The sequence below is a fragment of the Paenibacillus sp. IHB B 3084 genome (genome assembly GCF_001447315.1).
Taxonomy (GTDB): Bacteria; Bacillota; Bacilli; order Paenibacillales; family Paenibacillaceae; genus Paenibacillus.
Genome location: NZ_CP013203.1, coordinates 3787684 through 3808246 on the forward strand (window position 1 = coordinate 3787684; position 20563 = coordinate 3808246).

General features: G+C 46.8%; 26 protein-coding genes and 1 riboswitch. Of the genes, 16 read left to right on the top strand and 10 right to left on the bottom strand.

Going from position 1 to position 20563, the window contains the following annotated elements:
• The first annotated feature begins 46 nt into the window (after nt 1–46).
• The 5 genes from ASL14_RS17720 to ASL14_RS17740 all read left to right on the top strand — a co-directional run bounded on the left by ASL14_RS17720 (nt 47) and on the right by ASL14_RS17740 (nt 4689).
• Entirely contained in the window at nt 47–766 is a 720-nt protein-coding gene (locus ASL14_RS17720; RefSeq protein ID WP_134912819.1) for a Cthe_2314 family HEPN domain-containing protein, read from the top strand.
• A gap of 130 nt (nt 767–896) precedes the next feature.
• Nucleotides 897–1036: riboswitch (SAM riboswitch) on the top strand.
• Nucleotides 1037–1173: 137 nt separating this feature from the next.
• On the top strand, nt 1174–2196 hold the full coding sequence (locus tag ASL14_RS17725; protein ID WP_134912820.1) for a methionine ABC transporter ATP-binding protein: 1023 nt from the start codon (nt 1174–1176) through the stop codon (nt 2194–2196).
• Complete coding sequence (locus tag ASL14_RS17730) at nt 2193–2861, top strand: methionine ABC transporter permease (protein WP_134912822.1); 669 nt, start codon at nt 2193–2195, stop codon at nt 2859–2861. The genes ASL14_RS17725 and ASL14_RS17730 overlap by 4 nt, the downstream gene beginning before the upstream one ends.
• 75 nt (nt 2862–2936) lie before the next feature.
• Complete coding sequence (locus ASL14_RS17735) at nt 2937–3779, top strand: MetQ/NlpA family ABC transporter substrate-binding protein (protein WP_044645446.1); 843 nt, start codon at nt 2937–2939, stop codon at nt 3777–3779.
• A gap of 145 nt (nt 3780–3924) precedes the next feature.
• Nucleotides 3925–4689 carry an SDR family oxidoreductase gene (locus tag ASL14_RS17740; RefSeq protein WP_134912824.1) on the top strand — a complete coding sequence of 255 codons (765 nt, stop codon included), beginning with the start codon at nt 3925–3927 and terminating at the stop codon, nt 4687–4689.
• A gap of 91 nt (nt 4690–4780) precedes the next feature.
• Here the strand turns inward: ASL14_RS17740 and ASL14_RS17745 are convergent, their stop codons facing one another.
• Complete coding sequence (locus tag ASL14_RS17745; RefSeq protein WP_013311836.1) at nt 4781–5026, bottom strand: NifU family protein; 246 nt, start codon at nt 5024–5026, stop codon at nt 4781–4783.
• A gap of 87 nt (nt 5027–5113) precedes the next feature.
• Between ASL14_RS17745 and ASL14_RS17750 the strand changes: the two genes are divergently transcribed.
• Nucleotides 5114–5371, top strand: a complete 258-nt coding sequence (locus tag ASL14_RS17750; protein WP_134912826.1) for a YuzB family protein — start codon at nt 5114–5116, stop codon at nt 5369–5371.
• Nucleotides 5372–5491: 120 nt separating this feature from the next.
• Here the strand turns inward: ASL14_RS17750 and ASL14_RS17755 are convergent, their stop codons facing one another.
• The gene (locus ASL14_RS17755; protein ID WP_134912828.1) at nt 5492–6559 is read right to left on the bottom strand and encodes an NAD(P)/FAD-dependent oxidoreductase; all 1068 of its coding nucleotides are present in this window, start codon (nt 6557–6559) and stop codon (nt 5492–5494) included.
• A gap of 268 nt (nt 6560–6827) precedes the next feature.
• On the bottom strand, nt 6828–7934 hold the full coding sequence (gene mqnE / locus ASL14_RS17760) for an aminofutalosine synthase MqnE (protein ID WP_134912829.1): 1107 nt from the start codon (nt 7932–7934) through the stop codon (nt 6828–6830).
• Between the two features lie 372 nt (nt 7935–8306).
• Here mqnE and ASL14_RS17765 point away from each other — a divergent pair, with 372 nt between their 5' ends.
• Both ASL14_RS17765 and ASL14_RS17770 read left to right on the top strand, forming a co-directional pair.
• Complete coding sequence (locus ASL14_RS17765; RefSeq protein WP_013311832.1) at nt 8307–8666, top strand: HesB/IscA family protein; 360 nt, start codon at nt 8307–8309, stop codon at nt 8664–8666.
• Nucleotides 8667–8903: 237 nt separating this feature from the next.
• Nucleotides 8904–9677, top strand: a complete 774-nt coding sequence (locus ASL14_RS17770; RefSeq protein ID WP_134912831.1) for an S-layer homology domain-containing protein — start codon at nt 8904–8906, stop codon at nt 9675–9677.
• 125 nt (nt 9678–9802) lie between these two features.
• On the opposite strand, the gene ASL14_RS17775 is transcribed toward ASL14_RS17770, so the two are convergent.
• Together ASL14_RS17775 and ASL14_RS17780 are read right to left on the bottom strand one after the other, a co-directional pair.
• Nucleotides 9803–10144, bottom strand: a complete 342-nt coding sequence (locus ASL14_RS17775) for a hypothetical protein (RefSeq protein WP_134912833.1) — start codon at nt 10142–10144, stop codon at nt 9803–9805.
• A gap of 168 nt (nt 10145–10312) precedes the next feature.
• Nucleotides 10313–10540, bottom strand: coding sequence for a helix-turn-helix domain-containing protein (locus ASL14_RS17780; protein WP_013311830.1), 228 nt, complete (start codon nt 10538–10540; stop codon nt 10313–10315).
• Nucleotides 10541–10880: 340 nt separating this feature from the next.
• On the opposite strand from ASL14_RS17780, the gene ASL14_RS17785 reads away from it, so the two are divergent.
• Nucleotides 10881–11246, top strand: coding sequence for a hypothetical protein (locus tag ASL14_RS17785; protein WP_134912835.1), 366 nt, complete (start codon nt 10881–10883; stop codon nt 11244–11246).
• 193 nt (nt 11247–11439) lie between these two features.
• Nucleotides 11440–13014 carry a sigma-70 family RNA polymerase sigma factor gene (locus ASL14_RS17790; protein WP_134912837.1) on the top strand — a complete coding sequence of 525 codons (1575 nt, stop codon included), beginning with the start codon at nt 11440–11442 and terminating at the stop codon, nt 13012–13014.
• A 668-nt stretch (nt 13015–13682) separates the two neighbouring features.
• On the opposite strand, the gene ASL14_RS17800 is transcribed toward ASL14_RS17790, so the two are convergent.
• Together ASL14_RS17800 and ASL14_RS17805 are read right to left on the bottom strand one after the other, a co-directional pair.
• On the bottom strand, nt 13683–13865 hold the full coding sequence (locus ASL14_RS17800; protein WP_223264018.1) for a nuclear transport factor 2 family protein: 183 nt from the start codon (nt 13863–13865) through the stop codon (nt 13683–13685).
• A gap of 11 nt (nt 13866–13876) precedes the next feature.
• Entirely contained in the window at nt 13877–14755 is an 879-nt protein-coding gene (locus ASL14_RS17805; RefSeq protein WP_134912839.1) for a LysR family transcriptional regulator, read from the bottom strand.
• A gap of 152 nt (nt 14756–14907) precedes the next feature.
• On the opposite strand from ASL14_RS17805, the gene ASL14_RS17810 reads away from it, so the two are divergent.
• The 6 genes from ASL14_RS17810 (at nt 14908) to ASL14_RS17835 (ending at nt 18185) form a co-directional block, all read left to right on the top strand.
• Nucleotides 14908–15837: a DMT family transporter gene (locus tag ASL14_RS17810; protein ID WP_134912841.1), complete on the top strand. Its 930-nt coding sequence runs from the start codon at nt 14908–14910 to the stop codon at nt 15835–15837.
• An 85-nt stretch (nt 15838–15922) separates the two neighbouring features.
• The gene (locus tag ASL14_RS17815; RefSeq protein WP_134912842.1) at nt 15923–16537 is read left to right on the top strand and encodes a hypothetical protein; all 615 of its coding nucleotides are present in this window, start codon (nt 15923–15925) and stop codon (nt 16535–16537) included.
• A 10-nt stretch (nt 16538–16547) separates the two neighbouring features.
• The gene (locus ASL14_RS17820; RefSeq protein ID WP_044645458.1) at nt 16548–16892 is read left to right on the top strand and encodes a YkvA family protein; all 345 of its coding nucleotides are present in this window, start codon (nt 16548–16550) and stop codon (nt 16890–16892) included.
• A gap of 30 nt (nt 16893–16922) precedes the next feature.
• On the top strand, nt 16923–17261 hold the full coding sequence (locus ASL14_RS17825) for a hypothetical protein (RefSeq protein WP_134912844.1): 339 nt from the start codon (nt 16923–16925) through the stop codon (nt 17259–17261).
• 6 nt (nt 17262–17267) lie between these two features.
• Nucleotides 17268–17558, top strand: coding sequence for a hypothetical protein (locus ASL14_RS17830; protein WP_134912846.1), 291 nt, complete (start codon nt 17268–17270; stop codon nt 17556–17558).
• A gap of 312 nt (nt 17559–17870) precedes the next feature.
• Nucleotides 17871–18185, top strand: coding sequence for a hypothetical protein (locus ASL14_RS17835; protein WP_013311820.1), 315 nt, complete (start codon nt 17871–17873; stop codon nt 18183–18185).
• 151 nt (nt 18186–18336) lie between these two features.
• Here the strand turns inward: ASL14_RS17835 and ASL14_RS17840 are convergent, their stop codons facing one another.
• From ASL14_RS17840 to ASL14_RS17850, 3 genes are all read right to left on the bottom strand, one after another.
• The gene (locus ASL14_RS17840; RefSeq protein WP_134912848.1) at nt 18337–19191 is read right to left on the bottom strand and encodes a 1,4-dihydroxy-6-naphtoate synthase; all 855 of its coding nucleotides are present in this window, start codon (nt 19189–19191) and stop codon (nt 18337–18339) included.
• Entirely contained in the window at nt 19192–19851 is a 660-nt protein-coding gene (locus ASL14_RS17845; RefSeq protein ID WP_134914565.1) for a futalosine hydrolase, read from the bottom strand.
• A 260-nt stretch (nt 19852–20111) separates the two neighbouring features.
• The gene (locus ASL14_RS17850; protein ID WP_134912850.1) at nt 20112–20357 is read right to left on the bottom strand and encodes a hypothetical protein; all 246 of its coding nucleotides are present in this window, start codon (nt 20355–20357) and stop codon (nt 20112–20114) included.
• Nucleotides 20358–20563: the final 206 nt, after the last annotated feature.

Here is a 20563-nt window from a genome sequence, read left to right on the forward strand (position 1 = left end):
GACAATTCAACAACCGGATTTTACATTCATAAAAGGAGGCGTGAGCATGATACGCAAGCTGCTAGGCGAGCCGCCACGTGTGAACAAGGGCATCCTGCTGGATGCTATGAACAGCATGTCAGACATGCTGAAACTGCTGGAGCGGCAAATTCAGGCCAGTGGAGATCCGACTCATGCTTTTCGCAAGGCAGATATTTTGACACGCGGCCTGATGTCATCTCTGGATGAGCTGGAGCAGAGCCATCATGCTGCCGCCTTTTTCCGAACGAAAGTCAAAGCAGGATATGCCGAGGATATGAGCGTGGATGAGAAATCGGATTACGCGCTGTATGTCTTCTTTTATAAAGACGGGTTTGTGCGGGTATTTTCCATTCTGGATAAGCTTGGGAACTGGCTCAACGATCTGTATGATCTGAAAACGGGTCAGTACAAGGCACATTATTCGTATTTTACAGTGCTGCGGCAATTCAGATATTTGAAAATGCAGCCTGAAATGACAGACAGCTTAAATGATATCAAGGACTCATATACCGATGCTATTAACCGACTGCGCAAGCGGCGCAATACGGAGATACACTATATGAATACAGAAATGCAGGATGATCTCTGGCAGCGGCATCGTGCTTTGTATGGCAAGATACAACTGGAGGATCTGGATCATCACCTGGAGGATTTGAAGCAAGGTCTGGAGATGGTGAACCGTTCCCTGGCGACTGCCTTTCGTTATACGGCGAAACAGTGGGAGAACCGGGAAGCTCATCCATAATTATGTCAGAAAATATCCTTTGACAAAGCTATGTAAACTATCTATACTGAAATCTAGTTTCAGAAAATGCTTGAATTATGATTTTATATATTAAATTTAACGGACAGCTAAAGCTGGAGTTTAACATATTTTCTTATCCAGAGAGGTGGAGGGACTGGCCCGATGAAGCCCGGCAACCCGTTCTTTTCCGGTGTGAAACACCGGAAGGGAACATTATGGTGCTAATTCCTACAAAACCGCTAGACTTATAACGGTTTTGACAGATGAGAAAAGGTTCGCATGGTGGGGCCCTTTTCATTTCTGTGAAGGGGGCTCTTTTTGTATAATCATAGAGAAGGAATTTTATAATTCCTGAGAGATGAACGTCGCTTAAAAGGGTAAGGAAGAGTGAAGGGGGTCGCAGCACGTTGATAGAGCTTAAACAATTAACCAAGCATTATGGCAAAGGCAGCCGACGCGTTAGTGCGCTGTCCGGTTTGAATCTTTCCATAGAGCGTGGTGAAATATTTGGAGTCATCGGTCATTCCGGAGCGGGGAAAAGTACGCTGATCCGCTGTATTAATTTATTGGAACGTCCGACCTCGGGCGAGGTATGGGTAGATGGCGTGAATCTCGCCACGGTAAGTCAATCCCAGTTACAGAAACAGCGTCGTAAAATCGGAATGATCTTTCAGCATTTTAATTTGTTATCCTCGGCGACGGTATATGACAATATTGCCTTTCCGTTGCGCTTGGTAAATACGCCGAAGGAGAAGTTGGACCAGAAGGTTCGTGAATTGCTGGAACTGGTCGGTCTGGAAGAACACAGCGCTAAATATCCGTCACAGCTCTCGGGTGGACAAAAGCAGCGGGTAGGTATTGCACGAGCGCTTGCCAGTGATCCTCATGTACTGCTGTGCGACGAGGCAACTTCGGCGCTTGATCCGCAGACGACAGGGTCCATCCTGAAATTGCTTTTAGACATTAACCAGCGCTTTAATTTGACCATCGTGCTGATTACGCATGAAATGCATGTCATTCAAAGCATCTGTGATCGTGTTGGTGTCATTCATCAGGGCGACATCGTGGAGCAAGGTCCGGTGGCAGAAGTATTCCTCAAGCCGCAGCATCAGGTGACCAAGGACTTTATCCAGCGGGAGTCTGAGCATCCCGAGGAGCTGCAAGCAGCGATTGCAGCAGCAGGAGGCGGCGAATCGGCGCATGTTGTACGGATTTCATTTTTGGGCAGCAAGACATACGATGCGATTCTGTCACGAACGGCTCGTAGTACCGGCGTTGATTTTGCGATCTTGCAGGGAACCATCTCCACAATTAAAAACGTACCGTATGGACAGCTTATCGTCCGTTTTGAAGGAAATCAGGAGGATATTGAGCATACGCTGCGGGAAGTGTCCGGTCAGGGGCTTGATGTGGAGGTGATCGGACAATGAGTGAACTTGATTTTTCACAAGTGAGTTGGGAAGAACTGGGTAACTCTACATTAGAGACACTTCAGATGCTCGGTGCATCTGCGTTGTTCACCCTTATTATTGGTCTGCCTCTCGGAATTTTATTGTTTTTGGCAAGCCGCTCTTCATGGAATCTGATGAAGGTGATATACGTTGTACTTTCCTTTATCGTAAACATTTTGCGTTCCGTACCGTTTATTATTTTGATTGTTGCACTGATTCCTTTTACACGGTCGCTGGTGGGGACTTCCACGGGAGTGCTGGGTACGATTCCACCGCTGGTCATTGGTGCTGCGCCATTCTTCGCCCGTCTCGTGGAGACGTCATTGCGCGAAGTGGACAAGGGTGTTATCGAGGCCGCACAAGCCATGGGTGCCTCTACAGGGCAGATTATCCGTCGGGTGCTGTTGCGTGAGGCACTGCCGGGTCTGCTCGCCGCATTAACGATTACCGTTGTTACGCTCGTATCCTATACAGCGATGTCTGGTATGATCGGGGGCGGTGGTCTGGGTACACTGGCTATCAACTACGGATACTACCGTTATGAAACGGCTGTAATGATCGTTGCGGTCGTGCTGATGGTCGTACTGGTGCAACTGCTGCAAATGGCGGGAGACCGTCTGGTTCGGCATTATACTCGAAAATAGGGAAACCATATAGATATCCTTATTGATCAGGACGTCTGAATCCTGAACACTACAATTTATTGGAGGGGTAATCACATGAAAAAATGGGTATTGGCCGTATTAAGCTTGACATTAATTGCGGTGCTGGCTGCTTGCGGCACGAAAAGCACGACATCCGATACAAACAATGCGACCCAAAATACTGGTGGGTCACCACGTGAAGTCGAGCTGAAAGTTGGTGCTTCTCCTGTGCCACATGCGGAAATTTTGGAAGCGATCAAGCCTCAGTTGGAAAAAGAGGGCGTTCGTCTTCAAGTCGTTCAGTTTAACGACTACGTACAACCGAACGTACAATTGTTCGACAAGCAACTGGATGCTAACTTCTATCAACATGTACCATATATGGATGTTATGAACAAAGAGCGCAAAATGGACCTGGTATCTGTAGGCGCGGTTCATCTGGAGCCATTCGGTATCTACTCGCAAAAATATAAAAAGCTTGATGAAATTCCGGATGGTGCAACAGTTGCCATCCCGAACGATGCAACCAATGGAGGTCGTGCATTGTTGTTGTTGGAGAAACAAGGTCTGATTAAGCTGAAAGACGCAAGCAACATCGAAGCTACCGTAAAAGATATTACAGAAAACCCGAAAAACCTGAAATTCAAGGAGCTGGAAGCGGCTATGCTGCCACGCCAGTTGCCTGAAGTGGACATTGCACTGATCAACACAAACTACGCTCTGGAAGCGAAGCTGAACCCTACAAAGGATGCACTGGCATTGGAAGATAAAGATTCTCCATATGCTAACGTTCTGGTAGCGCGTCCGGATAATAAAGATTCCGAAGCGATTCAGAAGCTGATCAAAGCGTTGCAATCCCCGGAAACTAAAAAATTCATCGAAGACAAATACCAAGGCGCGATTATCCCGGCATTTTAAGCTGGACACGAGAACGCGTTGAACCCCAACCCCGAATTCTCTTGAACAAGAGGATTTGGGGTTTCTTTTTTGCTTGGAGTTGTAGGCGAAGCGTAAATATTTTATACTTGGGGGTGACCGTTCTCTGTGAAGAGGAGGAAAACTGTTGAGACACAAAGTCGCACTCATAACAGGCAGTGCCAAAGGATTAGGTAAAATGACCGCTCTGCGTCTGGCTGATGAAGGCTGTGATATTGCTCTGAATTATGTGCATAGCCAAACGGAAGCCGAAGAGCTTAGGCAGGTGATTGAAGCCAAGGGAGTACGCTGTCTGTCTTTGCAAGGAGATATTTCGATTCAGGAAGATATTACAAGGCTGATCAGTGAAGTACAGGATCGGCTGGGCGGCGTAGATATTATGGTAAATAACGCCGGACCGTTCATTCGGGAACGTCGCTTGTTTGCGGATTACAGTGTAGCCGAGATTCATACCATGATTCAGGGGAATCTGGTCGGTACGATGCTGCTGGATCATCTGGTATTACCTCATATGCGGAACCAGCAATGGGGACGTATTATTCATTTTGGCTTTGGTCATGCTGGAGAAGCACGAGCTTGGCCGCATCGCGCGGTATACGCAGCCGCTAAGGTGGGGCTGGTGTCATTTACGAAGTCACTGGCTGTGGAGGAAGCTCCTTTTGGTATCACGGTCAATATGATTTGTCCCGGGGATATCCGGGGGGCGAACAAGGAAAAGTCAATTGCCGACGTCATCGGCTTGCAGGATAAAGAGACACCGCGTGGACGTTCAGGGAGTGGAGAGGACATTGCACGAGTGATTGCTTATTTGTGTGATGAGGATTCGGATTTTATCACAGGCAACATTATGGATGTGTCAGGAGGGCTGGACCCGATTCGGCCGATCATATAGGGATTAAGATCCAGTAGCCCCCGTCACACAAAAAAGAGTCTTGAGCTTCGTTATCGAAGTCAAGACTCTCATGATCATTATGCATCAAGCATTAGAATACTTGTACCACTTCTTGGACGCCGTCGACTTCTTCGAGAAGAGCACGTTCAATCCCTGCTTTCAGCGTGATTGTGGAACTTGGGCAACTGCCGCAAGCGCCTACCAGCTTCAGCTTAACGATGCCGTCTTCTACATCAACCAGCTCAACGTCGCCACCATCGCGTTGCAGGAACGGACGAAGCTTATCCAGTACATCTGCTACTTCATCATACATTTGAACGCTTTGTGTTTCGCTCATTAGAATTCAACTCCTTTCCTATACCTTATTTATTATATTACAAAGCGGGCCAAATTAAAATGCCCGTCGTCCAAAGCAGGTGAAAAAATGTTAAGACCCATCATTGAATTTTGCACCAGCAATATGCATTTTGGCACCGATGAAATGATGTCCAGACTGGAGCAAAATCCGGATTACGACGTCATTGAATACGGCTGTCTCAGCAATTGTGGTCAGTGTAACGCAGAACCGTATGCGATGGTCAACGGTGAGATTGTATCTGCCGATTCAGCCGAGCTGCTGTACGAAGTGATTATGAACAAAATCAAGGAAGCCGAGGCGTGGGATAACCTTGATCTGGACTAAGCTGTTAATCATTCGTCAGCCTGCTTCGTTCTATCTATGATATATGCACCGTCCATACATGTTTAAAACAAAGAAGACCCGCTTCCAGAGCAGGTCTTCTTTGTGTGTTGTACCAACAGATTAGCCAAAATGGCGTTTGGATTTCCAGAGCACGCCGCTTTTGAGCAGGCGGGGTACACGACCACGCAGCGAGGTGCTGCCCATAAAACCATAGCCGAATCCGGCTTTCTTGCCAAGCGCACCCAATGTGCCACGCAGCTTCAAAGGATGCGGGTGAGGCGTGTGGCCTTTCCACAGGTCGTGTACAATGTGTGCAATCTGCTCACCTTGCACCTCGGCCGCCTGAGCACTTGGGGAGTAGGGGAGACTGGCGCAGTCTCCAACTACATACACCTCGGGATGATCTGGAATTTGGTAATATTCATTTAGCATAATGCGGCCCTGAGGATCTTTGGGCACAGCTAAATCCTGCACGATTTTCACGGGTTGAATCCCGGCAGTCCATACAACCGCATCCGTCACAATTTCTTCATCATGGTTGTAAATAGCGCCCGGCTCAATGCGGCAAACCCCCACATGATTTAACGCATCGACTTGATGCTCCTTAAACCAGGCATGCACATAGGCAGACAAACGCTGCGGGAATGCCGACAGCACCCGCTCGCCCCGATCCATAATGGTAATATTCAAATCCGTGCGGCTTTCGCGCAATTCCGCCGCAATCTCAACACCGCTCAGACCGCCACCTACAATATGCACATGTCCGTAAGGCTTGATTTCATTCAGGCGCAGATACGTTTGACGTGTATTGTTAAAGGACTGGATGGTACAGCTATGTTCTTCAGCCCCCGGTGTATTGTGAAAACGGTCCGTACAGCCCAGTGCAATCACAAGCTGTTCATAGGGCAAAGGCTCGCCGTCCTGAAAATGTACAATTTTATTTTCCAAATCCATCGAGGTGACTTCTCCGTATTTGCGAATGAGCCGTTGTTCATCGGGAAAATGCACACGTAAATCAAAATCAGATACCGTCCCCGCCGCGAGTGCGTAGTATTCTGTTTTCAATCCCTGAAAGGGCATTCGATCCACTAGAATAACCTGCACATCATCGGGAATATATTTATTGAGTAATTCCTTGGCAATGGTAAGGCCACCGTAGCCGCCTCCCAGAATAACGAAATTTTTCATCAAAATCCGCCGTCCTTTCGCTGCCGTGTCCCCGGCAAATGGTCTGGTGCCTCATCAGGAAACCTTGTTCGCCTTCAAATTACGTCTTATCCCGGCGACATGCAAATTCAATGTTTCCGATCAGACACAAGTTTTTTGTTGTTATAAAACCCGGCTTCCCGGCCCGCCTGTAGGCAGGCAGACCAGAAAATTCCGAGGCAGCTTGATGCTGCATGGTGTGAGGTATGGGGATAAAATGCACGCGGGAAATCCGAATCCGATATGGCTTTTATTCGAAAACTTCGATTTCGTTATAGAAGGTGTCCCGTTCAACCGGGATGCGTCCTGCACCTTTGACCAGCCAGATCAGCTCTTTACGGGTCAATCCGGCCGGGGTCAGTGCGCCTGCGGCATGGCTGATTTGCTCGCGCACAATCGTGCCGTGGACGTCCGATGCGCCGAAGGTCAGAGCAACCTGCGTCAATTGTGGACCAATATTAATGAAGTAAGCTTTAACATGATCGATATTGTCCAGCATCAGGCGGCTGATCGCAATTGTTTTGAGATCCTCGTAAGCGGAGTTGCGGCGCATGATGTTGGCATTTTTGCTTTTCGGCTGCATGGACAGTGGAATAAATACCATAAATCCGTTCGTTTCGTCCTGCAATGCGCGAATTTGCAGCATATGTTCAATACGATCCTCGTAGGATTCAACCGAACCGTACAACATCGTCGTATGAGTTTTCATGCCGAGATGGTGAGCCGTGCGATGAACCTCAAGATAGCGATCTACATTCGCTTTGGTGACACGCATTTTTTGGCGATACTCATCCGATAAAATTTCTGCGCCACCGCCGGTCAGCGTTTGCAGACCTGCCTTTTGCAGCTCCTGAAGCACTTCCTTAATGCTCAAGCCGCTAATACGTGTGAAAAAGTCAATTTCCGCTGCGGTGTAAGCTTTGAGTGTAACGTTAGGGTACTTTTCATTTAGCGCCTTCAATGAGTCTACATAGTATTGGAAAGGCACATGATTATTATGACCACCGACGATATGAAATTCTCTTACCCCCGGATGGATGTGTTGCTCTACATAATCAATCATTTCCTGCCCGGACAACGTATAAGAGCCGTCCTCCCCCTGATCCTTGCGGAAATTGCAGAACGCGCAGCGCGCTTCGCATACATTGGTGAAGTACAGGCTCATGTTTTCGATAAAATAAACCTTTTTTCCGTTCTTGCGTAAATTAGCTTCGTTAGCCAACTGACCCAGTGTGAGGATATCGTCAGTTTCATACAAATATATACCGTCTTCAAGGTTCAAACGAATACCGTTCTGTACCTTTTCTACAATTTCCGCCATTCTGCGGTCTGTAAAAGGTGTAACTAATGTGGACATGCCTATTCCTCCTTCAAGTTGCTCTGTGCGAGACTGTCCGCCAAATCAGCGGCACAAGCGCTAGGTGCGCACAGGATGTCCCGTTCCGTCGGTAAGAATCCGGCAGCGCGGATATGCGATATGTGAAAAATGTTACAATGCCAGGCTACAATGATGAATGTCTCAAAATATCGCCTTTGAAATGACAAATTTCCGACAGTTTCTTTTACACACTCTTCACCTATTATAAACCTCACACCACCTGTGTTCAATACAAACGAATAGAAAAACAGGTCTTTAAGCCTGTAAGAGAAGGACATTCCATGACTTGAGCACCTGCAAATAGTGGAGTATACTGAAGGAGAACATGAAGTAAAAGAGGAGGATGGAGTCATGATTAACATCACCGATTCCGCTGCCGAGCGCTTGAAAGATATGCTGGAGCAGCAGGAAACGCCGAATATGTTTTTGCGTCTGGGTGTTACGCCAGGCGGTTGCACCGGATTCTCGTATGCCATGGGCTTTGACGACAACGAGACGGATCAGGATATATATATGAACGTACAGGATATGAAGATTGTAGTGGAAAAGGAAAGCATCCGCTACCTGGACGGTCTGGAAATCGACTTTGAAGAGTCCGGTATGTCAGGCGGCTTCACGATTCATAACCCGAATGCAGTAGCGACATGCGGCTGCGGTTCGAGCTTCCGTACAGCTACGGATGCAGGGAAGCCGAACGAAGAGCCTTGTTAATTAATGTTTTCGAGTGGTGGTCTGAATTATAGAAGCCTAAATGTCAGGATGGTTCCCTAAAAACATGCGTTTAGGTTGCGGATAACGGCCTTTGTGACGGGATTTTACTCGTTGCGGAGGTCGTTTTTGTGTTGTTTTTTCTGTTTATTATCATCATTTGCTTTTGAAATACCGATATAACATGGAGTTTGGAGAACTATGTCCTACATAAATTTTACCTAAAGGAAGTGGAAAGAGATGTTGAAAAAGAAATGGCTTATCACTCCGCTGGTTGCGGTGGCACTGTTTTTTAGTCAATCCGCATTCGCGGCAAATACGTTTACTGATGTGAACGGGACAAAATATGAGTGGGCTGCTGAATCTATTCGTTCGATGGTCGACAAAGGCGTTGTCAAGGGCTATGCGGATGGGACCTTCAAGCCGGGCAAAACCATAACGAAAGCGGAATTTGTAAATATGTTTCACAAGCTTTTTCCAGAAATCAATCATTCGTCCGGAAAAGCTTCAGAATTTGTTGATGCGCGTAAGCACTGGGCGAATAAAGATTTTGCAGCATTATTCAACGGGGATTATGTTTGGGACTTCACTGAAAGTGTAGGGGGCAAATATCCAAACTATCAATTCTATATCAAGCCCGACAAACCGCTGACCCGCTGGGATGTGATGATGATTGCTTCCGTTCGGACGGATTATACGAATCAGACTCTTCATCCTGAGATCAGGGAAGTAATCTCTGCAGCTGCGCAGTACAAGGATATGAAAATTCGTCAGGCGAATTACAATGACAATTTCTCAATCAACTATCCGGTACTATACATTGACACGACCCAAGAAGAATACTCCTATGATGGAGATTCCCAAAGTCAAAAGGCAGAAGCATTCTACACCCTGACTAATATGGGCGTCCTTACCGCCAATGATGGATACCTTCACCCAAAAACGCTAGTCACACGGGCTGAAGCGGTTACCATTTTACAGCGTTTGTACGAAGCCACAAAGCAATCGAAGTGATTTTTAAAGCAATCGAAGGACAGACGAAAGCAAAAAAATGATCCAACTATAAATGAAGGCCCCTATAGCGGTATAGTCGCGTACTATATTGCTAAGGAGGCCTTTTTGAATGTGTTTAAGAAACTTTATTTAAGATCATTATCACTACGTGTGGATTGGACAAATTTACTCAGGGCATTAAAAAAGGCAAATACAACTGTAAAAAGTAAGAGTGCTATGGGTTTAATTTCAATCTCAGAAAAAACACTATATAGAACTAAAAATGCAAAAAAGAGCACTGAGGTATTTATGTTTTGTTTTGTGTAAATCGATTTTATAAAATCCATTTTATCACTCTCCATTATATTATAAGTGATTACTCTGGCATGACTTATAAAGCAATGAAGCAACCAATCAAAAGATCGAATATATAAATGGAACTTAAAAGTTACTTTAGTGCCACTCCGCAGACGGATGGTGCTTCCCATCGCCACCGCCCCCGGATTTCTTGAATAAAGATTATGTTAGGGTAGAAATCCGGGGACAAAAGCGACCGCTTCGCTTGTACAGCACCATTCCATCTTCTCCGTTTTTCATGTACATTTCCTAAGTTTAGCTAATGCAGACGAAAAGTACTTACAAAAATAGAACCGCTTTTATAGGCGATCCTTTTCAGAATTTTCAATTACTATGAGTTCAGATATATCATCAATTTCAAGTGCATCCGCGATTTTGATAAGTGTTTTTAGATTTATTTGTTCACGAATGTTCCGTGACATTTCTGATATAGCCGCCTGACGAACACCAGATAGTTCGGAAAGTTGAGTTTGCGTAAGTCTCCGCTGTGTCAAAACTTCGTTCAATTTAAGCCGAATCGTTCTCATATGTACACCATCCTCCAGCCCATTATATCCAATATACGAATATCCGTAAAATAGACGTTGACTTTATACTAAAAGTCGTATATATTATTACTCATAAACGTATATACGAATTTTAGTATAAAATTTATTTTCCCTTCAGTATTGTTACTATTGAACACTCCGTACTTTGGTTCTAAAATAGAACGGTTTCGATACTTAATTTAAGCATCCATGAAAAATTTCTTATAACAATGATTTAGGGAGTGAAGGGGGGCGTTATGTTTTCCAGATCATTCATACACATGATATCAATACAATACATAATTAAATCAGTAATATTATAAGGTAGGGGGATTTATTTATGAGCGAATCTGTTGAATTGAAAAGAGTTGCCATGGTATATGGACCTGATGATGACCCTCATATGTATGAACTATATGAGGGAGTCTTATATGAGCGTAGCTATTTCTTTTATCTTGAACATGGAATATTGTGTCTGCGGCATGTAAGAAAGGTAGAACAACCGGATCATCCACATCTTTATGTGGATGGGGAAAGTGGGGGGCTACAATTAGCAGAGAATGTGCAACGTGAGATTATGGAGGTCGTCACAGAACTGATCGAGCGTTTACGTAGTAAGGATGGATTAGCATTTTTACTGGATGAACTGCTATGGCTACAAGGTCGAAGTCATATTGAACTTAACCTCGTGAAAAATAAAGGATAATATATTTCTGTTGGAAACCAACGGTCTGTAACTGCATTATGCTTCTTTTGAGAAAGAATCTGTTAATATTGTTGCTGTGTTCAGTGACGTTCTTTATCAATTATTTAATTTTTCCATCAACATTATTTGTAACCTTCCCCCACTGAGCCGGCACTTAAGATTAAGAACACGAAAGAAAAGAGGCAAGGGACGTATGAGGCAGTGGGTTGAAAAGGCGCGGCAAGGGGATGCAGAAGCGTTCGGGCAGCTGATGCTGCATTTTCGCGGGATGGCATATGCGGTGTCTTATGACATGCTAAAGGATGTTCATCTCGCGGAAGATGCCGTTCAGGATGCGTTCATGGAGGCTTATCAGAATCTGGAGAAGCTGCAGAAGCCGTCCGCTTTTCCAGGCTGGTTCAAGACCATTGTCGTAAGACAGTGCCAGCGGACGCTGCGGCGCAAGCATCATTCGATGCTTCCTCTGGATGAAGCTGTGCAGGTGTCGGGAGAAGTACCAGGATTGGCGGAAATTGCGGAGCGTAGGGAGGAGAGCCAAGTTCTGCAACAATCGGTGGAGGCGTTGTCTGCCAAGCTGCGCGTGCCTCTGCGGCTGTTTTATTTTTATGGCTACTCTCTTCAGGAAATTTCCGATTATCTGGGCACTCCGGTCCCGACGCTCAAGAAGCGGCTGCACGACGCCCGCCAAAAGCTGAAAGGTACACTCCCGGTAGCCGATCTCGTTTCCGTGTTCAATCATTTGTATGAGGGAGGCCAAAACATGCTGCATATTGTTAACGGTGATGTTGTAGGTGAGATGTTGAAGCAGGGCGTTGTACAAGGTGATGTGCTTGTATGGAGAGAGGTATATCCATCAGGGCCGATATTTGCAAATCCAGCGGGGGCTGAAGAACGGGCACTGCGGGCCCGGGTTCTGGAAGAAACGATGGGTATTCCGGCCAGCGAATATATAACGGGCTGTGAGGAACAAGAGCAGAAACTTCGTGAATATACCAAGTACGATGAAGTCGTGTTGTGGTTTGAGCATGACCTGTTTGACCAAAGCATGCTCGCCTATCTGCTCCACTGGTTCAAAAGACAGAAACTGGGCCGCACGAAGCTGAGCCTGCTCTGTATTGGGGAGTTTCCGGGAATCGAACGGTTTTATGGTCTGGGACAGCTCACTCCGGCACAGCTTCAGACATTATCCGGTACCTGGCGGACCATTGGGCGGCAAGAAATGGAGCTCGGAAGCGAGCTTTGGCAGGCGTATGCTTCTCCTGACCCTGTTCAAATGGCTGATTTGCTGGAAAACAAGAAGGCAGAACTGGCAGCATCCGGCCTGCCTTTTGCCTATGAAGCCTTCACAGCGCATCTCAAACGGCTGCCTTCGGAACGGAATGGTCTTGGCATTGTGGAACAGACCACGATTCAGGCCGTTCGCAATGGAGTGGATACGCCTTTGGAATTGTTCCGTCAGGTAACTGACGTCCTGCATGTGCTCGGCATGGGCGATCTCGAATATTGGAAAGTTATTCGTTCTTTGGTGGAAGGCGAACATCCTTTACTGATTATTGACGGGGCTGAGGACGGATTGGATTTCAGGCAAATCCCGGAGTTTCTGAACCGCCCGGTAATTCTGACTGAGTTGGGTAATGAGGTACTGAATGGATCAGCGGACCGTATTGCAGTTCAGGGTATCGACGAGTGGTTTGGGGGGCTGCATCTCCACGGACATGAGGTTTCTTGGCGCTGGGATGATTTGGCCGGAGGTTTGGTCCGTCATTGAAGAAACTATAGAAGCAGATGGATTTTGGGAATTGTTTTGTCCCACCCCCATGCCAAAAAAGCATTCTACCAGTTGAATAAATTAAAAATTTCTACATTAATTAAGCAAGTCGAAAACTTTGAGCGGTATGCCGTTGAAAGGGATCGTTCTAATGGAATATTGGAGATAATACGTACAAGCATCACAGTTCCGACAATGTAATCCGTAGAAGAAAAAATTGGTTGGTATCACTGTACAAATCCGTGTTATTGTAGTCTTATATGAGTGTGGGCGTGAAGCTGCAACTAAAAGTAATTTCGAGCTATGATGGCTCAACCAAAAGATAAAGTGCGAAAGAGTTTTCCGGTTATGGAAAGCTCTTTTTTATTTTTAAGTACATCACGTAAAGACAAGAAAAACGACCGGGAATAGGTTAGGCGCCCAGCTATCCGGTGATTTTTACTATATAATCCGAGCTTGAAAAATGAACATAAAAAACGGAGTAGTTGGAATGGTGCTGTACAAGCGAAGCGGTCGCTTTAAAAGGTTTCCGCAGGAAAGCTCGCTTCGGAAGCATCATTCTACCTTAACAGAGTCTTTACGAGAAATCCGGGGGCGGTGGCGATGGGAAGCACCATCCGACTGCGCAGTGGCGATATAGTAACTCTATAGTTCGGTTTATATAGTAGCTATTTCACCGTGCTACAATGCCCTGAAATGATCTTCAACGCCCCATCCATATCGTGCCAAACGCGGGTATAGCATATTTCATCTTCAATGGGTTCATTACCTACCGTTCCTCGTAAAGAAACTCGCGTCACAGTTACCGCAGTACCATCCAGCGGAATCACCTTTTGGTCCAACACTTGCATATCCGTAGCTTTTACTTCTCCAAATCCGTAAATAACTCCTGCGCGGTGCGCACAAATAACTGTACAGCCAGAGAAGCATTGTGCAGGGATGGCACAGCGATACCAATCTGGCGCGTAATCAGAGGGGTGGTTTCCTTGACAGTCAGATCATGGGGGAATGTGGACAAGGAGAGGGATGAGACGATCCCCATGCCTAGTCCTTGTCGAACCATGCTGACCAGGGTGCTGACATTGTGAGTGGTGAAACGTGCCTGCAACTGGCTTTGTTCACGCTCAAAGCCTTCCATAATGGCAACCTCATGTCCGCCTTTACAGAAGATCATGTCCTGCTGGTTCAAGTCCCGAATGGCGATTCTGCTTTGTGATTGCAAAGGGTGACCGTCCGGCAGGAGGATAACCATATTATCCTGACATAAAGGGATGACATCCACCTGCGGATCTGGCAGCAGAATGATGCCTGCTTCAATCTCTCGGTTATGCAGCCATTCCTTAACCTCATTCGTGGAGCCTTCATGCAGATCGAATATGAGATTCGGGTAATGCTGGCGAATATGATGTATGATTGGAGGCAGAAAATAGGCAGATGCCGAAGGGAAGGCTCCGATGGTGATGGTGCCAACGTCCAGCCCTTTTTCGGCGGCGACCTGCTGCTCCACCTTTTCCATGCTTTGCAGTATCATGCGGAATTGCAGCAGTACCTTTTGCCCGATATCTGTCAGCAGTACGCCTTTTTTTCGGTCACGTAGCAATAGCTGGACATCCAGCTCACTCTCAATACTGGCGATGGCATGGCTGACTGCGGGTTGTGTCATATGCAGCTCATGGGCAGTTTGGGTAAAGTTTAGCGTTTCAGCTACGCGGACAAAGATCATGATTTGGGTAATGGTCATAAGCGAAAAGTTATCTCCCTTATCGAAAACATTCATTTTATTTATTAGTGCCCACAGTATACGCTAGTAAAGTAAAGCTTTGCAAATGGCTGTAAATGACTATAGCCGTATGAAATGAGCGATGATCATCGCTAGGGGAGAGGAAGATATCTATGAAAACATTAACACCTAAAGCTACGCTGTGGCTTGTATTGATATTAGTGATGGTGTGGGGGATTAACTGGCCGTTGACCAAGCTGGCTTTGCCGGATACACCGCCGATTTTATTTTCAGGCATCCGTACGCTGTTAGGCGGGCTAATCCTGCTTATGTTTGCTATGCGTCACAGGGAAACCTTGCGTTTGAGACAGAATGCGTGGACGTATCTCGTTCTGGCGATACTTAATATTGCAGGCTACTATGGCTTGCAGACGGTGGGGCTACGGTATTTGCCTGCCGGGTTATTTTCCACTTTAGTATTCCTCCAGCCGATCTTGCTTGGATTGTTCTCCTGGTTGTGGTTGGGTGAGCGCATGTTTCCGATGAAGGTCATTGGACTGGTTCTTGGCTTTGGCGGGGTGATCGTGATTAGCTCCGGCGGGATGGCAGGACATTTGTCCGTCTTGGGTATCGTGCTGGGGCTGGCCTCTGGACTGTGCTGGGCACTCGGAACGATTTATATGAAGAAAAAAAGCAAGCAGTTGGACTCCATTTGGGCGGTGACGATGCAGCTCATTTTTGGGGGAATTATTCTCAATGGGATTGGACTTACCACGGAGAAATGGAACGATATTCACTGGACCCCCTCCTTTATCGGTATCTTGCTGTTTATATCCGTATTCGTGATTGCGATGGGCTGGATGATTTATTTTAAACTGCTTGACAACGGAGAAGCAGGAACGGTCGGCTCCTATACGTTTATGATTCCGGTGCTGTCTACGATCTTCAGTATGGTGATGCTCAAGGAGTCGCTTACTCTGACATTCGTGGTGGGATTGGTGCTGATCGCGGGCAGTGTGTATCTGGTGAATACGGCTTTACCGGGAAAACGAGGCAACCGAAGCTCAAGGGCCAATGAAACGAAAACCTGCACCAATAAATAGAGAATGAGAAAGTAGGAAGAATATACTAGATTATAAAAGGGGGTCATAGTAAAATATGACTATGTAAATAGAGAGGAAGTTTGCTATGGGGGAATTAAGCAGCCATACTCAGTCTGTGGAGCCGCAACCACAGGCTGTTCGTAAGCTCGCAGTTGTAGCCACGGTCATTTCAGGAATAGCTGTACTCGGATGTATTACCTTGGCGTTATGGAATTATAATCTGACTGCAAAGGTAAATACTTTAACTACAGCGAATGCTTCACTCAACAAGACAACGCAAGCATTGACAAAGCAACAAAAGGATACAGAGGCGCTGCTGCAACAGGTTAGATTAGTAGCCAACCTGTCGTCCATATCGCATGCATTGGAGCAGACTTCCGTCGTTACTAATGATTTTGTATTGGAAAAAGTGACCTTTGATGTAGCAGAGAATGGTACGTTGAAGGGTGTGCTTTTAAATGTGAACAATCAACCGAATCTTGGTTTGGGTGGGACTTATCAAGGTTATGGTAAATATAATATGGCTTCTTCTACTTTGACGAAGAAGGCGGAGGAAGTCATAGACATAGCTATGAAACAGTATGGTACGTCGGACAAGATTCCGGTATGGGATAAAAATACGAAGGTGGAAATGACGGTACAAAATTATGAACTTGGAAAGCGGGAAGGTGGAATTTTCAAGCTTGCCAGTCAGAAATAGGAGGTACCTTATGAAGGATTTTGATGTAACTAAAGCCAAGTATGATCCGAAGCAGGAAGAACAGGTGAAAAAGGGATTTTTCAAAAAGGTGAAATCCACGGCCGGGAAGGTTCCTTTTGTGAAGGATGCGGTGGCCATGTACTATTGTGCGATAGATCCTGAAACGCCTCTTTATGCCAAAGGTGTGGCCTTCGGGGCCTTGGCGTATTTTATTTCTCCATTGGATGCGATATCGGATGTCATTCCGATGCTGGGCTTCACGGATGATGCGGGTGTCGTGCTGGCGGCCTTAAAAGTGCTGGACATGCATATCAAGCCAGCTCATCGGGAGAAGGCGAATGAATTTCTTTCTTGAGTTTTGCTTAAAGAGCGGGGGAGCTAAAGAATGGATAGGTACACGTCTACAGCGAGGGAACGCTGGCAGATGAAACAGAGTAAGCCGCAGCCGCAGGGCTGGGTGCTTGCTTTGTTTGGGTGGATTTTTGCAGGATTGGGGCTACTATTAAGTATTTTAGTCATTGGTAATCTGTCGGCTATTCTGGGTTTAGTCTTCGGCATTTTGACGAAACGGATAGAGCAACGTAATACACAGGGCATCCTGATTATCATTTTAAGCTCCGTTGGGATCGGCATCGGGGTGTTGATTTTTATTATTTTTGCAGCACAAGGTTTTGTAGAAGGCCTGATAAGAGGTTATAATGAGCATTATCAGTCAGGGAGGTAAACAGCATTGAGCGTCATTATTTCACAGCAGATATCAGCAATGGGCGTGAAGGAATATACGAAGGTGATCAAAACATTTGATTCCCATTTTACACCTTTGGTCGGACAGAAAATCAGGGATACGGCTTTTGGCGATATGCAATATTATGACGTCGAGGATGTATTTATTGATCTGGCAGAGAATGAATACTGGGTGATTTTACCTGCAGTTCTGCTGCACACCGATGATATTGAGGATGTACGGGATGCGGTACGTGAGTATCGTTCACATGGTTGGGAATGTACAAAACCTTTGTAAATCCATACTGCATAAGCATCTATACGGAAACGTCTTTCTTTTGCGAGATAGGCGTTTTTTTGTGTATTTATGTATAAAATCTTCCTAATGATTGGCATGAAAAGAAAGAATTAATGCTGAAAATGCGTAAATTGTATCATTTTTTATCATAAAACGACAAGTTGGGAAATGAAAACGGACTTAATGTGTTATACTTAGTATATCAAAGGACAAGAGTCTAAAACGACCGGTAAGGCCCTTTCTTTGAAGAGCCTCGTAAGGTTCAACGTTTATCCAAAATAAATGGTCAAAAGGAAAAGGGGAAATGCTAACGTGAGAGTGAATTTGAAATTTACGAACAAAGGGCAAGTTGCAGTCGAGAAGTTCAACAATGAGGAGCTTATCGAAATCTTTACCCGCTACATTAAAACGTTAAGCAAGAAGTATGATATCTCGGTTACCGTACCGGAAGATCTGAATGAGCAGATCTTAGCAGAGGGCACCGTAAAGGTCGTGTTGGATAAGATTAATTGTGACATGGACGCTTTTTTCAAGGAGCTGAGCCGGGATATTAAGGTGCCACTGGTCAAAAGATTGGGTACCAAATTGGATAACGTGTTTAAGACCGAGGTCGTGGAACAGAACTAAGGACAAGGATCAGGCGAGTCTGAATGATGATTCGCAATATGAAATCATAAAACCTCCCGAATGGGGCGCATGGCTAGGCAATGTGCTCGTTCGGGAGGTTTTATATGTTTAAACTGCTCTATTCAGCAGGAAATCATGCAATGTCGGTCCGTTAGCGGATGGTGGACGCAAGGCGCAGCTTGGCTAAATCAAACGAAGGAACAAGTCCTTCCTGTGCGGCGCGTCCGAGCAGTGCTTCGATGGCTGCGTATCCACTGTCGCCCAGATTGGCGGTAAAGTCGTTCACGTACAGGTCGATATGCGATTGGGCCACATCCGGAGACAGCTCCTGTGCATGGGACAATACATATTCGCGCGAGGCCTCGGGATGCTTCCAAGCATACTCGACAGAGGCGTGTATCCAGCCTGCGATCGCATCGAGGTCCAGAGAACGGCGGGCAATAATGGCTCCAAGCGGAATCGGGAGACCCGTATCTTCTTCCCACCAGTTGCCCAGATCCACTTGCTTGCTGAGACCGTAGGATGGATACGTGAAACGTGCCTCGTGAATAACCAGCCCGGCATCCATATGTCCGTCACGAACAGCAGGCATGATCTGGTCGAACGGCATCACGACAATTTCGCCGACCCCTCCCGGCACATGCTTGGCCGCCCACAGGCGGAACAGGAGATAGGCCGTGGAGCGTTCACTCGGCACGGCTACGCGCTTGCCGGACAGGGCTTCCGGGCCTTGAGCCGTGGTGTCTTCCTTGGTCAGCACGAGCGGTCCGCAGCCCCGGCCGAGAGCGCCACCGCAAGGCAGCAGGGCGTATTCATCCAGCACCCAAGGGAGCGCGGCATACGAGATTTTCATGACATCCAGCCCGTTTGGCGTTACCGCCAGATTGTTGGTGATGTCGATATCAGCAAAAGTGATGTCCAGCTCAGGTGCGCCGGGAATCAAGCCATGCGCCAGGGCATGGAAGACAAAGGTGTCGTTGGGACAAGGTGAAAAAGCAATTTGCATCTATATAACCTCCGTTAATGTAGAGAATGCGGCTTCCAACGCTTGCAAAGCCTCTTTGATCCGCCAGGCTGCGCGGTCACGTGGACCCACGGCATTGGAAATCGTGCGGATTTCCATCACAGGCAGCTCCAGCTTGTTCGCCGCTACGGCTACCCCGTAGCCTTCCATCGCTTCGGCAGCAGCCCCGGGAACGCGCGCAGCCAGCCGTTCTGCGGTAGCCGCCGTACCTGTCGCCGTCGTGACGGTCAGGATCGGCCCGGCGACGGCTGTCTGTCCGGCGACACGCAGCGCCTGAACGAGCCGCTGCGTGGTTGCGCCGTTCACGGCGATTCGGCTGGAGCCGAAGCCCAGCTCGTCTACGCTGCTGAAGCCCTCCGCCGTCTCGGCCCCGAGGTCGGCGGCGATGATCGCGTCAGCGACGACGACGCTCTCCAGTGCGGCTACATCCACGAAGCTGCCGCCGATTCCGGCGCTGATGACCAAGCGGTAGCCACCGCCAGCCAGTGCCAACGCTGTCGAAGCCGCTGCGGACGGAGCGCCCACACCAGCAAGCTCAACTGCAAAGCGGCTGTCGCCTTTCAGCCCGCGCAGCACGGCTTCCCGTTCGCCCTCAACCGCGGTCATGATCAGGATGCGTCCGTCTGATGTTGTATGCTCCATCGGTTGATTCCCCTTTAAATTTAGATCATATGCTACTTCATCATACTGCTTTTTGAAACGATGTTCAAAAAATAACGACAAAAAAAGCGCTCTGTGGCGCTTTTTGTATAAACCTGCAATATTTTCACAAACCGAAAGCCAGCAGCATCGCTGCCTTAAATAATAACGATTACCCAGTGGTAACAGTTGGACATTAGTTATTTTCAAGGTAAAAAAGCAATTCTAATCTGGAAGAACAGTACAGGCATAGCATATAATAATTATATCGGCTGATCCTTGGTGATCAACTGAAACATCGTGATATTGCGGTCATAATGGCTTTGGGTCCCATCCTGATTGCGCACCCGAATCATCTCGCTGCTGAACAATTCGATATATCCGTTGCCAATCTCGCAGTATACGCCCGTCGGGTCCTCCTGCCAGACTGAAACGAGATGTTGAGACAGCGCCGCGGTGAAAAATTCAATGTTTTTTTGCAGTACGCGTGGCGTTTTCTTGGGTTCCATAACGTAAATCCTCCCTATATGATGCCATTTGAAAATAAAGCAATTGAACATGGCTGCTATGTGGTAAGTAACAACATGATAAACATAAAAAACAATAAAAAAGTACGGTTCGACAATTTACCTCAATGAAACAGACGTAAACACTGTACCCTTTAATGCTATTTTTGTAAAGTATCCGAGTGACCTTTTCAACATCAGGCTGCGTT